This is a genomic window from Chitinophaga hostae, from assembly GCF_018224885.1.
GTDB classification, from domain to species: Bacteria; Bacteroidota; Bacteroidia; order Chitinophagales; family Chitinophagaceae; genus Chitinophaga; species Chitinophaga hostae.
The window spans coordinates 340231-355690 of record NZ_JAGTXB010000001.1; the positions used below are offsets into that span (position 1 = coordinate 340231).

The window sequence follows — 15460 nt, forward strand, 5'->3', positions numbered from 1 at the left end:
CCAGGTGGATCTTCTGAAAGAGAATACTACAAAGCGAAGGAAATCCAAATAGTAAAAATCCTTCCTACAAATCTTTTAACACCACCGTAACCGGCTGCGTTTTTTTAAGCAGCCGGCCCCTGAATAATTTCTGAACAGGCAGTTCAAAATAATAGTGTGTAGCAATACTCACCGGAATCAGGATAGCATTAAAAAGCAGTAACATAAAGGGCGATTGGAATACGTGCCGGTCAATACCAAGCACGGAGGTCACCAATGCAAAAAGTACCATCAGCGGGAAGTGAATGAGGTATATGGCATAGCTGGCGTTGCCCAATACCTGTAGCCACTTTATTTTTAAACTTCCTTTGGTGGTTTCCAGCATGGCCAGCGAAAGAACGGTGGCCGGGGAAACGAAGGTACGGAAGAAGGTGTTCCTGGAAAGATCGAAAAGGGCGGTATCAAAAGCGACACTTTTTCCCGGCAGCAAATGTTGAAATACAACCATGCTGGCATTACGGATATACGAAAATGCATACTCTGTTAACACAATCAACCAGATGAATACGGCAATACCTGTAACAATCATTGTGATCCTGCCGGTATTTTTCCGGGTAATCAGCCATTTGTATAAATGAAATACCAGTCCGCCGAGGAAGAAAGAATAGATACCCTGGCCAATCATGGAATAGAAATGTTGTAACACAGCGCCGGCTATAACAAAGCCGATCAGCCATACTTTCTTATGTTGCAGCCGCTTAAAGCTGACAATAAAAAACAGCAGGTAAAGAAGAAACTCTACCGATACAGACCAGGACGGACCATTGAATCCATTAAACATAGGATGGCTTTCAAATCCCCAGCTATGGATCATCAGCAGGTTTAGCACGAAGTGCCAGGCATCGTTATTCTGTATAATAAAAGGGCGGCCATTTACCTTTATCATCATTGCCTGCAGGAAAACAAGCGCTACCAACGTGATAAAATGCACGGGGTATAACCTCGTTACCCGGTAACAGATGAAATTATTGAAGGATGTTTCCCGGCTGCTTATCTTATCTGCATAAAACCAGAAAAAAATAAAACCGGAAAGAAGGAAGAACAGGTCTACCGCAAAAAAAGCATGATTGTAAAACATAGACAACCAGGAATACAGCGGTAACGGCATCTCCGCTATGGTGGAGGTCATTACGGTGTAATCCTTATAAAAAAAGAATTGCCAGTGACATAAAACAACAATAAGCGCAGCAAAGCCCCTGATTGCATCCAGGCTGAAAAAATATTTAGGGACCGACGTGTTAGGGGTCATAGGATATTATTCAGGTCAATAAAATGGGAAATATACCAGAGAAAAAGAGGGGTAGAACTCATTAATTGCCAATAAGTTTAACCTATAGAAAGTTAATAAAAATTGACATTATTAGCAAAACTAAAAAGATAGCAGCAGCTGTAATGGTAAATTCACATTGCAGATTATGTGTATGTGATAAAATGAACAATAATTTATATTATTATGTTGAGAAGGAGAACCGGGGATTTTTTAACGAATACCTACTAACTCATACCAGTCCTGATGAAACGACTAAGGAAACTCGCAAATGTTTTATACCATTCTTTATATACAACAAGGAAAACCCAGCAAACAGACATCCTGCTCCTCGGAAAGCTGCTTGCACGGCAGAACAAACAATTACCCATTCTGAATGATCTTGCGGAGGCTGAATTTAAAATATTTTCCCAGGCAGGAGATGATGGGATTATTCAATATCTCATTCATAAAGTAGAAATTTCCAACAAAACATTTATAGAGTTTGGCGTGGAAAATTATGTTGAATCGAACACCAGGTTCCTGCTTCAAAATGATAACTGGAGCGGGTTACTGATCGATGGTGACCTTAGAAGCATTGACTATATTAAATCCGATGACATCTATTACCAGCACCAACTGGAAGTGGCACATTCATTTATCACCGCAGAAAATATCAACAACCTGATCACCGCAGGCGGATTATCCGGGGAAATCGGCCTGTTATCGATTGACATAGACGGTAACGATTACTGGATCTGGAAAGCAATCCAGGTCGTGCAACCTGTTATCGTAGTGATTGAATATAACAGCGTCATGGGGAAAGACCGGGCTGTTACCGTACCTTATAAAGCCGATTTTGTCAGGGAAAAAGAACACTACAGCCACCTTTATTTTGGCGCTTCCCTAAAGGCATTGTGTGCGCTGGCAGAAGAAAAAGGATACTACTTTGTAGGTTCAAACTCCTATGGAAACAATGCCTACTTTGTTAAAAAAGAACGACTGGGCGCCCTGAAAGCAGTTAGTGCTGAAGAAGGATATGTAATGTCCCATTTCAGGGAAAGCAGGGATAAAAACGGGCAGCAGAACTACCTGTCGGGAGCCGACAGATACGCGTGCATAAAAGGTCTTCAGGTATACAATGTAGAGAACAATGCGATGGAAATCTTGTAGTTAAACCTAAAAAAAGAGCACTCGTTTTCGGAAAATTCCCGAAATCGTTCTCACTCGCGGGATGTAAAGGGCCCACAACATTTCTTCAATGCCTCTTTATTTTCTCCTAATCTTTATGATGCCTGAAATCCGATGGCCGGAAATCAGTAAACTGATAAAACGTATTACTAAACGCCGAAATACGCTGATACCCTATAGACTGGAGGCATCTGTCTTTGCCGGATTTCACGTAGGGATAATGTTACGATGGTGGCGTCTGGTTTGTTTGGTACCGTTAAATTATTGATTCTCAGAGCAAAAACACCAATAACACATAATCATCTCCGGCTATACTGCATGTTTTATTTGAACGCAAAGGTATCACCACTCCGGCTGGGTCATTTTCCTTAATAAGCCAAATATTTGATGATTCCAGCCATCGCGGGAAGAGTGCCCGGGGATAAAAATATTTTATCTCTTACGATGGTACTATCCTGACGCCTTTCCGACATCGTTTTTGAGAGCAGCTGTAGGCGTGCGTACCGTTATTTAATTCCGCCGATTGAAAAGCAATGTTGTTGAACCTGTAATAATACCCGGGCCGTCCGAAGAGCATAGATATACCTGTAGCGTGTACCTGATAACCATATCATTCTGGTAATTTTTTTTCAACCAATAAAAGCAATAGTATGAATTCCCTCTTTACATTAAAAAACGGCATATTATGCCGGGTGCTGCTTGCATGCTGGCTGCTGCCAGGCCTTCTGCACAGCCAGCTCATGGCGCAGGTAAACCCGCCTGTAACCGCCACCACCCAACAGCACAATAAGCAGGTGATAGGTTATATCACCCAATGGGATGCCTGGAAAAATATAGCAGGCGTTGTCCCCGCCGGAGGTTATAATCATTTAAATGTGGACTACTCCCAGTACACCATTCTTAATTTTTCCTTCTTTGGCGTGGCGGTAGACGGCTCCCTGCACAGTGGCGACTACCGGAACAAAAATATTTACCAGGCAGGCGCCACGCAAGCCCCTGCTGCCCTGGTAAACACCGACATATACAGCAGCTGGGATATGTATCTTCTCTACGGCGAACTCGATATTCTTTATAATATATCGGATGGCAGCTACGCCTACTCCCTCGGCTATCGTAATGCAGGCGGTGGCTGGAGTAATGTAAATACCGGTAAAACCGGCTCCTTTCCTTTATCTGTTCCGAAACAGGGCGGCGCCCCGGGCGTAATTGACCTGGCCCATCAGAAAGGGGTAAAGGTATTGGCTTCCATCGGTGGCTGGAGCATGTGTAAACATTACCCGGAAATGGCCGCAGATGCTACTAAAAGGGCCCGCTTCATCGCCGGCTGCCAGGAGCTGATCAGTATGGGGTTTGATGGAATTGATTTTGACTGGGAATACCCCAACGATCCCGGTATGAATATAGAACACTATGGCCCGGCTGATTTTGCCAACTTCGCTACGCTGATAGAACAGCTGAGAGCCGCCATCGGACCTAATAAACTCATTACCTCCTGCTTTGCTGCCGCTCCCGCTAAACTGCAAGGCTTCGACTGGGCAAGACTCAACAATTCTATGAACTACTTTGATATGATGACCTACGACTATAATGGCGGATGGTCCAACAAAGCAGGACATAACGCGCCATTGTATGATTACCCCGGCGCAGAATACAGCGGTTTCTCCCTCGATGCCACCACAAAGGCGTTGCGTGCACTCGGTGTAAATATGAGTAAGGTAAACCTGGGTGCTCCTTTTTATGGCCGGGGCGTAATCACCAGCGGTGCTGCCGCATTAAATGGCGCTACGGTTAAACGCGCGGAAACAGTACAGCCCGATGGGCCTATTCAAACCTGCGCGGATTATACCAACTGGCCGAAAGATCAGTGGGACGGCACTCCTAACTACAGTTTCATACTCAATAAAACAGGTGCAGGGTCGGGCTGGACGGACCATTGGGATGATGTAGCCAAAGTGCCTTATAAAACCAATGGCAGCTTTTTCCTGAGCTATGACAACGAACGCTCCATTGGTGAAAAGGCACAGTATATTAAAGATAACGGACTGGCCGGCGTTATTATCTGGCAGGTATTCGGAGATATGTTAAATATGACCGCTTCCACACAAGCCAAGGGAAAGCTGATCTATTGCCCCAATACTACCTCTCCCCTAGTCAACAAGATCAACGCTGTATTTGCCGGTAATGTAGCAGGCAACATTCCTCCCCGGATAAATCTGATCGCGCCGGTTAATAATACTACCTATACTTTACCCGCTACTATCAATATCCAGGCAAGCGCCAGTGATACAGATGGTGTAGTAAAGCGCGTGGCCTTTTATAGAGATACAACGCTGCTGGTGATTGACAGTACCGCCCCGTATAGTTACAGCTGGACCAGCGCCGCCGCGGGCACCTATGCTATCAAAGCAATTGCTACGGATGATAAAGGCGCCAGCACCACATCTGCCATCGCCAATGTGGTTGTGAGCAGCGGACCGGTGGTAAACACCGGCAAAGTGATTGTAGGCTACTGGCAAAACTGGGGCACTCCTACGGATGCATCTCCGTATATCCCTCTCCGTAATGTGAACCCGAAATATAATGTTATTGAAATTGCGTTTGCCATGAGCGGAACAGATAAGGCTACGATGAGCTTTGTTCCGGAAAATACCACCCCGGCGGCATTTGCCTCCGATGTAGCTTATTTGCAGTCGCAAGGCCGAAAGGTGTTGTTGTCGATCGGCGGCGAAACCGGTACGCTGGATCTGACTACCACTACACAAAAACAGGCGTTTGTTACATCGATGAAAGCTTTGCTGGATCAGTATAATTTTGATGGATTTGACATAGATATAGAAGGCGGCGCCAATTTACAGCTCAACAGTGGTGACAATGATTTCACCAATCCTACTACCCCGAAAGTGATAAACCTGGTTGCTGCTATTAAAGAGGTGATCAATTATCGCAAAGGACTGGGTAAGGATTGCTGGCTCACCATGGCCCCCGAAACCTATTATGTCCAAACAGCCTATGGCTCGGCCTACGGCCCGCTGGTAGGTGCGTATTTACCGGTGATCTACGGATTGCGATCCGAGCTGACTTTCATCCATCCGCAATATTATAACACCGGTTCCGTAATGGGGCTGGATAATGGTGTTTACAACCAGGCGACCTCCGATTTCATTGTAGCAATGTCGGAAATCCTGTTGCAGGGATTCCCGGTATCCGGCACCGGAAAAGTGTTCCCGGCCCTCCGGGAAGACCAGGTTGCATTTGGCGTACCGGCATCAGCCAGTGCGGCCGGCGGAGGATATACCACGCCTGCCAATGTGAAAAAAGCACTGGACTACCTGATAAAAGGACAAGCATACGGTGGCGCCTATACGTTGCGAAAACCCGCCGGGTATCCAAATTTCAGAGGCATCATGACCTGGTCGGTTAACTGGGATAAAGTACATGGCGATGAGTTTGCCAACAACTATTATGAATATTTCTTTGGCACCGCGCCGGTAAATATCCCACCCGTAGTGAACATTACTGCTCCGGCCAATAATGCCAGTTATAATGCCCCGGCCAGTATTAATATACAGGCTACCGCTACTGATGCAGATGGTACGGTGTCCTTTGTTAAGTTTTACAACGGTAATGCTTTGCTGGCTACGGACACCGTTGCACCTTATAGCTTTACCTGGAATAATGTGCCTGCCGGAACATATAATCTCACCGCGTTGGCAAAAGATAATAAGGGCGATAGCACCAGGTCTGTTGTTGTTACGGTAAAAGTAAACACACCGGGTAATAAGCCACCGGTGGTAAACATTACTGCTCCGGCTAACAATACTACTTATACTGCCCCTGCCGCAGTGAATATTACCGCTACTGCCACCGATAGCGCAGGCAGCATTGTGAAGGTTGAATTCTACAACGGCGCAGCCTTGCTGGCAATAGATTCTGTTGCGCCCTATGGTTATAATTGGACCAATGTGGCGGCAGGTAATTACGCTATTACAGCCAAAGCAACAGACAATGGCGGTGCGTCTACCACTTCCGCAGTAGTAAACATTATTGTAAACCCCGCTGGTGGCGGCGGTTGCGATGGTATTGCCGCATGGGTATCTGCCACTGCTTATAGCGGCGGCGCCCAGGTGGTATATGCAGGCAAAGTATATAATGCCAAATGGTGGACGCAAGGCGACCAACCCGATCTGAATACCGGCTCCGGCAAGCCATGGGAATATGTGAGAGATTGCAGCGGCAGTGGTAACACTCCTCCTGTTGTAAGTATCACTGCTCCTGCTAACAATGCCACATTTACTGCTCCGGCTAATATAGCCGTTGCCGTTACAGCATCCGATGCGGACGGCAGTATCGCCTATGTTACATTCTATAATGGCGCCAGCGTATTAAACGTTGACAGCAGCGCGCCTTATACTTACAATTGGAACAATGTAGCCACTGGCAGCTACGTGATCACGGCTAAGGCAACGGATAATGGTGGCGCATCTGCTACTTCCGCAGCCATTAATGTATCGGTAAATACCTCCGGCGGCGGCAGCTGTAACGGTATCCCTGCCTGGACCAGCTCCGGTATTTTTGTAGCCGGCGATCAGGCGGTATATGGCGGTAAAGTATATAAAGCCAAATGGTGGACACAAGGTAATCAGCCGGATCAAAATACCGGCTCCGGCAAGCCATGGGAATATGTAAGAGACTGTACCGGCGCAGCTGCAGCAGAGATGGCGCTGACAGCTACATCACCAGTGCCGGCTGCTTTGTTTACCTATCCCAACCCGGTAAACGGCAACGAAATCCAGTTGCGGGTAGACGGAAATCCGGGCGATAAGTTGCTGATTGAGATAATGGACCTGCAGGGAAATGCACCTGTTATACAGCAGATGTATATGCCATCAGGCAAAGGAATACAGCAGGTTACCGTTAACATCGGTAAAGTACATACCGGTACCTGGATTATCAGGGTAACCAGTCAGAAAACAAGGAAAATAGGCAGCGCCAAGTTAATAAGGATGTAAAAAAGAATAAGCTGAAGGCATAAAGCAAAAAGCTATTGTGGCGAATAATTAATGCGGAATATTTTTATCCGCGTAGGTCATTCGCCACAATAGCTTTTTGCTTTATGCTTTCGGCTTTATCCTTACGGGCGCCATTTTTTTGAAGATTTCCACCAGCGCGGAACTATCTGTGCTGGTAGTATCTATTTTGCTGCCACTCCACTTAAAGTGGTAGTAGTCATAAGTTTCAGTAATGGGAACGGTCGAATCTTCCGGATCTTCACTGTAATTATATTGTTCGGTAATTCCCAGCCAATTGCTGCCGGCGGAACGGAACAACCAGGAACTTTTAGTGAGGGCATCGCCGGCATCGCCCCAATGATCGGCCAGTTCAGTTTCAAAAGTGACAGTATTCGTTTTTTTGTGATAGGCAAATAGTTTGATGGATGAGGACTCATATTCGGCGGGTGTTCGTGTAATCAGTCCAATGGTATTGTTATCCAGGTAAAATTTATAACAGGCATAATAGAGCGGATCACGATCTATGTAATCAGGTGTTAGTAAATGTAACAGGGAGGTGTCGATCAGTGTGCCTTGATATTGCCAGGTATTGGTGCTGTCATTTCCGGCTGTTGCTATCTCTACGGTATCATGTTTTAATTCCGTGTAGAGCTTTAAAAGATCGTCTATCCTGTTGACAGCTGTTGCCATTGTATCTGGTGTGGTAGCCTTTATGTTATTGTTGCCGGAAGAAAAGTGGCAGGCAGATAATCCGGTTAACAGGATAAGGGATAAGCGTTTCATCTGCCAAATATAAAGAAGACCCCCCGGAAAATCCAAGGGGGGCCGTTCTTTTATTACAAATCCACGTTAATGAGCTCGTTACCATTGTTGAAGGTTGCCCGCCGGACGGAGCAACGCTCTGCCGGAATCGAAAACCCTTGCGGGTCAAAACGGGAAATAGGTGAAAGGAAAGCATAGCCGTCTGTTTGTAACGATAGCGGACTACCGTTAACGGTTATACTTTTTTGCTCATTAAAACCGTGAAGTAATAGCTGTATGTGGTGAAATTTGGAAGCATAACTGCCGTTGCTTTTTTCCAGTACAATTTTCTTACCTGCAGGATCGTAGCTGATGGTGCGTTGGTAGAAAACACCCTTTTCATTATCGAAGCTTTCTCCGTCATCTTCATAATAAACAAAGGAATGTGCTTTGTTTCCTTTGTAGATATGGAGAAACAGGGTGTCTGATGGCTTTTCTGCGGTAGATTGTATAAGCGATTGCATGGGTATGATGCTGCTTTCTTTTACATACACCGGTAATGTTTTCAGATTCAGCGGGGTAATTACCTCCTGGTTGCCGTTGATCACCGTATCGTTATAGAGATTATACCATTTTCCTTCGGGAAAATAAATGGAGCCAAATTCTTTAGTACTCTCGAGGGGGGCTATCATAAAGGCGCTGCCGTAACCATATTGATTCTGAAACCGGGTATCGTATACATTGGAATCAAAGGTATGATCGAGCGCCAATGTGCGCATAACGGGCATGCCCGTACGCGTTGCTTCATACATGGAACTATACAGGTAGGGAAGCAGCCGGTAGCGCAGGTTCACGTAATTGCGGGTAATTTCCAGTACTTCTTCTCCATAGGCCCATGGCTCGGATGATTTGGTGTTAACGCCGGTATGATTACGGAAGTAGGGAATAAAGGCACCTATCTGCATCCAGCGGGCATACAGGCTTACCGTAGGATTGCCGGTGAAGCCGCCAATATCCATGCCGGCGAAGGGCATGCCGCTAATGCCTAAACTATTCAGCAGCCTTACTCCCAGCAGCATATGATCCTCTTCGGCGCGGTTATCGCCGGTCCAGATGGCGCTGTAACGCTGCGAGCCTGCATAAGCTGCCCTGGTTAACAGGAAGGGACGTTTCTTCAGTTCTTCGCGGCTGCCTTCATAACTGGCCCTTACCATTTCCAGTCCGTATATGTTGTGCGCCTGCTGGTGTGTAACCGGATGGCCCTCAAAGTCAAAGATGACATTGTTGGGCATCTTTTGTCCCCAGGTGGCAATTTCATTCATATCGTTCCATATGCCGCGGATACCGTCACGCATATACGATTTGATTTGCCCTTTCCACCAGTCGCGGCCCTTTACACTGGTAAAGTCCGGAAAGTGGCACCAGCCGGGCCATACCTGTCCGGTATAATTTTGCCCATCGCTGTATTTGATAAAGATGTTTTCCTTTTTCCCATTTTCATAGGCCGCATAACCTTCTTCTACCTTAATGCCGGGATCTACGATCACGGTGAGTTTGAATCCCATGTTATCCAGCTGTTTACTGAGCTGGGCGGGGTTGGGAAAACGATTTTTGTTCCAGGTAAAAAGTTTGTAAGCATCCATGTAGTGGATGTCGAGCGTAATGCCATCTGTCGGTATTTTTTTCTCGCGTAAGGTTTGCCCAATACGCAGCACTTCTGTATCGGGGTAGTAGCTGTAGCGGTTTTGCTGATATCCCAGGCTCCATAGCGGCGGCATCGGCATGCGACCGGTCAGGGTAGTATAAGAAGCAATGATATCTGCCATTTGCGGATGATAGATGAAATAGTAATTCATCTCCCCTCCTTTGGCGCCAAAGGAAGAAAACCGGTTATTGCTGGCGCCGAAATTAAAATCGCTCTGGAAGGTATTATCGAAGAAAATGCCGTAGTTGATATGATGATGGATGCCTACGTAAAAAGGGATGGTAGCATAAATGGGGTCCTGGTTGGCGGCATAGCCGAATTTATCCGAATTCCAGTTCGTATAGCCCTCACCTTTACGATCGAGGTTACCGGTTTTTTCCCCGAGACCAATAAACCGTTCGCCTTCCTGCATTTTTTTATAGGTGGTTACTTCGTCTCCGATCCAGGAAGTGGTGAGGCCGGTTTCATCTTCGTTGATCACCTCTCCGCCAGGTGTAAGGAAGCGGATGGAAAAAGGATTTTTGGTGATGCGCAGTTGCAGTGAATCGGTAACAATGTTGATTTCGTTGCTGTTTTGTGTAGTCTGCACTTTGGTGGCTATGGGTTTGGCAACAACCGCATAGGAAAAACTGGTATTGAGCGGATGCTGGTCCACTCTTACACGGATCACGGCAGGACTGTAGACCGTAATTTCTGCGAACGCATTTTCAGCACCGATACTGACCTGTTGTCCCGAAATTTTCACGGTATTTATTTTACCAATCGTTTTTACCTGGTTTTGTGCCGCGGCCGGCAGACAGAACAGCAATAACAGCCATCCTGTGGGCCTCAGCAAAGCTTTTGTATTCATATGAATGATTGATTGTCTACGCAAAAGGCTCCCCTGTCGCATCAGTTGCCTGGTGCGTAACCTGGAAAAGTAGGTGGTCAGGGAGATGGGTTAGCCGCAATAGCAGGATCCGTAGATCCTGCCTGCGACAAAAAGAAAAGTATTAGTAGCCCGGGTTCTGTACCAGGTTTTTATTTACAGCGAGATCGCTGGTAGGAATCGGAAATAACAGATATTTCGGATCGCTGGCATCTTTCAGCTGCCATGCATCCAGGAATTTACCAAAGCGGATCAGGTCTTGTCTTCTCCAGCCTTCCCAATACAATTCGCGGCCTCTTTCTGCCAGCATTTTGGTGAGGTCTATGCTGGGGAGCGGAGTGGCCCCACGTTTGGCACGAAGGTCGTTTACGATGAGTAATGCGCCGGCGGTGTTGCTTGTCCTGATCTGCGCTTCTGCTTTCATCAGCAACGCATCTGCATAACGGAAAAATACAAAGTCATTGGTGGCTTCGCTACCTGCGGAACCCATATCAGGCGGATATTTTACTACCCTGATGCCGGACATTTCCACCTGGTCGCCGGTGGCTCTCAGCTCCACTTCCGGCGTAAAGATCAGGGGACGTTTGCTTCTGTCCAGGATCTTGTTACCATTTTGATCAAACTGTTGCCCAACCAGGAAACCTACTCTTAAACCGGAAACGTTGGTAACACCGGGGTAAGCGCCGCCTTTGCGGGTATCCGTGGCTTCGAATGAATTATAAAAATTAGATAAAGTGGTGAAGCCATTCCATCCGCTTGGGTTCTGGCTGTAGTGCAGAGTACACATCCAGCGGCAGTATACGTTGTTGCCGTTGCGGATGTTGCTGATGCCAGGTCCATTCTGCTGCGTGAAAATGTTTTCGTGAGATTTTGCGTCATTATCTTTTGCGAAGTTCTCAAAGTAATTCGTCTGGATGCTGTAACCACTGGCGGTCAGTTCATCTGCCAGCGAAATTACTTTTTGCATGTCGGCTGCATCAAAGGTGGGTGCTTTCCTGTTAAGGAAGGCGCCTTTATTAAGATATATTTTCATCAGCAGGAAGCGTGCAGCATCTTTGCTGGCTACAAATGCGTCCTTGGCGGTTACTCTATCCGGGAGGTTGGCCATAATGGCGTTCAGTTCGGATACGATGAAATCCAGGCCTTCGGCAGCTTTATAAACTTTTGGTGCTTCCAGCAGGTTATCGCCTGGCTGACGGAAAGGTACCTGGCCATAAAGATCAATTACGGCAAACATGGAAAATGCACGCAGAAAACGGGCTTCAGCTTCTTGTCTTGGCGTTGGATGAAAGGCCAGTACGTTGGTGGCGCTGAATTGTTCCAGCAGCAGTGCGCTGAAAGTATTCTGTATATGCGCGTGGTCGGCTGTCCATTGGTGCTGGTGCAGGGCGCGCCATACACCGTTATCATCCCAGTCTTTACCACGTGTGGGGCCGAGCGCTTCGTCGGTAGTGATTTCGCACATACCCCAGGTTTGGGAAAAGTCCTGGTAGGCATTCTGCAGGTTATCATAAGCTGTTCCCAGCAGCTGGGAGGCTTTGATGAGTGAATCTGCCTGCGACTGGTTCAGGTTACTGCCGAGGTCTTCTTTCAGACTGCAGGCCGTAAAACCCAGGCTGCAGGCGATTACCAATGCTGTTTTAAATATATGTTGAGTCGTCATTGTGATCTTTTTTTAGCAATAGATTATAAGGTAAACTGTACGCCAAGCATGAAGGTTCTGGCAGTCGGATATGGAGAGTACTCGATACCGAAGGAGCTTACACCATTGATGTTTTTGTCTGTATTTACTTCCGGATCAAATCCTGTATACTTGGTAATCACAAACAGGTTCTGGCCGGTTACATATACATTGGCGGCTCTGAATACTTTTCCTACGGCGCCGAAGTTGTAGCCGATGGTCAGGTTGTCCAGTTTCAGGAAGCTGCCATTTTCGAGATAACGGGAAGATGCTGCGGGTGAATTCGTTTGCGCTTCTCCGTTACCCACCAGTGCTTTGGCGATATTGGCGGAGCCCAGGTTACCGATAGGCAACACAGTGTTGGCGGTATTGTTGTACACCTGGAAACCGAAGGCGCCATGGGAGCTGGCGGTGAGGCTCCATTTTTTATACACTACTTCTGTATTGATACCCAGTAATACTTTCGGATTCGGGTTGGTCATGTAGTAGAGGGTCCTTCCTTCGTCTGCATAAATGCTGATGCCTTTATCATCAAATCCTTCAAATTTACGCAGGTAGAAAGTGTTCAGCGGATAGCCGTTGGCCAGGCGCTGGGAGGTTACACCAGATACGCCCTGTCCGTCGATGGAGCCGGTATTCACGGTTGGTCCGGAATAGCCGGACATTTCGTTTTTCAGCCAGGTACCGTTTACACCCAGTGCCCACAGCCAGTCTTTGGTTTGAACGATATTTCCTTTGAGCGACAGTTCCACACCGGTGTTCATTACCTTACCCGGTAAGTTGATCCAGTAGCTGGATGCCGGCGCCGGCTGGATGGCCGGGAAGCTGAATAACAGGTTGGTGGTGTTTTTCAGGAAGTAGTCTACTGTACCGCTCAACCTGTTTTTCAGGATGGCGAAGTCAATACCTACGTTCAGTTGTTTGGATTCTTCCCATTTCAGATCCGGGTTGGGCACATTGATCAGGCTGGCTTTGCCGCCGGAAGCCAGCCCATATTGTGCCTGGGCCGCGCCGGCAGGGAATTCCTGGTTACCGGTGATACCGTAGCCAGCTCTTAATGCCAGGTTATTGAAGAACGAGCCACTCTTCATGAATTCTTCGCTGGAAATATTCCATTTCGCGGCAAAGGAAGGGAAATAGCCATAGCGGTTGTTGGAGCCAAATTTACTGGAGCCATCTGCTCTCATGGTAGCAGTGAGGATATATTTGTCCTTTGCGTTTACGGTTACCCTGCCAAAGAAAGATTGCAGTTCGGAACTCGGATTACGGAAAGAGCTGATGTTGGTGTTTACCTGGGTAGGTGTTTGTAAGATGTCTGTATAATCTACGGCGTTGGTCGGAAAGCCTTTGGCGCCGATGCCGATGCCGGAGTAGGCAAACTTCTGGTATTCATATCCCACCATGGCGCTGAGGTTCCAGCCGGCGGAGAGCTGTTTGTTGTAGCTTAAGGTGTTGTTGAATAACTGTGTATTCAGCTCAGCGGTATTGTAAGCTGCGATACCTACGCCCATTACCTGGTCAATGTTGATGGAGGAATCGAGGCTGGCCCGTCTTTGTCCTACCTGGTGATTTACGCTGTACATCATGCGGTATTCCCAGTTGTCGTTGAACTTGAAATAAGGCGAGATGCTGGCGAGGATGTAGGTGATATTGGCCTTGTCGTTGTATCCCTGCGACATGTTGATGGGATTAATCGCCTGGTTTTTCTGGAATATATTCAGCGATCCGTCCGGCTTGTAGAGAGGTACGGTCGGGTTCCACTGTAAGGCCTGGCCAATTAAGCTACCGGTAAATCCGGCGTTGTTGGAAATGGGCGCCAGCTGTTCGCTGGTTTGTGCCGCCATAATGTTATAGTCGATACCCAGTTGTTTGCTTTCCAGGAATTTATTCTGGCCGCTGAGGGCAGCGGTATATTTCTTCATCCCGGTTTTCTTTACGATACCCTGCTGGTCCTGTAAGCCAAAGGAGGCTCTGTAACGGCTGGTTTCATTTCCACCGCTCATGGCTACCTGAACGTTCTGACTAACACCTGTTCTGAGGATAGAGCCCAGGCCATCGGCACTACCACCGCCGTCGCCGCCAAGATTGTATTCTTTTAAGGCTGCACGGTATTCGTCGGCATTCAAAACATCCAGTTTTCTCATGATGTTGCTCATGCCTACGGAGTAGTTAACATCTACCACGGTTGGGCCTACTGATCCTTTTTTGGTGTTGATAATGATCACACCATTGGAACCGCGGGAACCATAGATCGCTGTTGCGGAAGCATCTTTTAATACCTCCATGGTAGCAATATCGTTGCTGTTAATAAAGTTCATGGGGTTGGCATCGGGAGTTTGTCCCAGCCCGGTGAGGCTCAGCGATGGACGTGCTACACGGCCATCGAGGGGAACTCCATCAACCACATACAGTGGCTGGTTGCCGGTGCGAACAGAAGACACCCCCCTGATCCTAACCGTGGCGGAGGCGCCCGGTGCACCGTTATTATTCAATATCATCAAACCGGATACCTTACCCTGTATCAGTTGGTCAGGGGCTGAAGTGATCCCTTTATTAAAATCAGCCGCCTTTACCTGGGCAATGGCGCCGGTAAGGTCTTTTTTACGCGAGGTGCCGTAACCTACTACCACCACGTCGGTGAGGTTCGTGTTTTCCTGCGCCAGTTGTACGTTTACACTTGTTTTGCCGGCTATACTTACTTCCTGGGGAGTATAACCAATAAAGCTTATGATCAGCGCAGAAGCTCCGGAACCGACAGTAACCTTAAAAGCCCCGTCGGCATCTGCGGTGGTACCGCTTTGCGTGCCTTTTATCTGAACGGTGGCGCCAGGGATTGCGACGCCGCTTTTGTCAGTGACTTTCCCTGTAATGGTCTTAGTCTGTGCGTTGACAACGCCCTGGAAGGCGAACAATAGCATGCACAGAAAAAGATGCGTGATGGATCTTGTTTTAGACATAAAGTGGATTTTTGTGCAGTAAC

The 15460-nt window shown here is 47.4% G+C and carries 7 protein-coding genes; 2 read left to right on the forward strand and 5 right to left on the reverse strand.

The window, feature by feature from the left end; genetic code table 11:
- Positions 1-64: 64 nt before the first annotated feature.
- Positions 65-1288, reverse strand: a complete 1224-nt coding sequence (locus tag KE626_RS01465) for an acyltransferase family protein (protein WP_211971107.1) — start codon at positions 1286-1288, stop codon at positions 65-67.
- Between the two features lie 264 nt (positions 1289-1552).
- Here KE626_RS01465 and KE626_RS01470 point away from each other — a divergent pair, with 264 nt between their 5' ends.
- The gene (locus tag KE626_RS01470) at positions 1553-2458 is read left to right on the forward strand and encodes a hypothetical protein (RefSeq protein WP_211971109.1); all 906 of its coding nucleotides are present in this window, start codon (positions 1553-1555) and stop codon (positions 2456-2458) included.
- A gap of 668 nt (positions 2459-3126) precedes the next feature.
- Entirely contained in the window at positions 3127-7485 is a 4359-nt protein-coding gene (locus KE626_RS01475) for a glycosyl hydrolase family 18 protein (protein WP_211971111.1), read from the forward strand.
- A 102-nt stretch (positions 7486-7587) separates the two neighbouring features.
- Here the strand turns inward: KE626_RS01475 and KE626_RS01480 are convergent, their stop codons facing one another.
- The 4 genes from KE626_RS01480 to KE626_RS01495 form a co-directional block, all read right to left on the reverse strand.
- Positions 7588-8268 carry a hypothetical protein gene (locus tag KE626_RS01480; protein WP_211971113.1) on the reverse strand — a complete coding sequence of 227 codons (681 nt, stop codon included), beginning with the start codon at positions 8266-8268 and terminating at the stop codon, positions 7588-7590.
- A gap of 53 nt (positions 8269-8321) precedes the next feature.
- Positions 8322-10781, reverse strand: a complete 2460-nt coding sequence (locus tag KE626_RS01485) for a glycoside hydrolase family 31 protein (protein WP_211971115.1) — start codon at positions 10779-10781, stop codon at positions 8322-8324.
- A 142-nt stretch (positions 10782-10923) separates the two neighbouring features.
- Positions 10924-12462 (reverse strand): RagB/SusD family nutrient uptake outer membrane protein, encoded by a 1539-nt coding sequence (locus tag KE626_RS01490; RefSeq protein ID WP_211971117.1) that lies wholly within the window; start codon positions 12460-12462, stop codon positions 10924-10926.
- 23 nt (positions 12463-12485) lie between these two features.
- Entirely contained in the window at positions 12486-15437 is a 2952-nt protein-coding gene (locus tag KE626_RS01495; protein WP_211971118.1) for a SusC/RagA family TonB-linked outer membrane protein, read from the reverse strand.
- Positions 15438-15460: the final 23 nt, after the last annotated feature.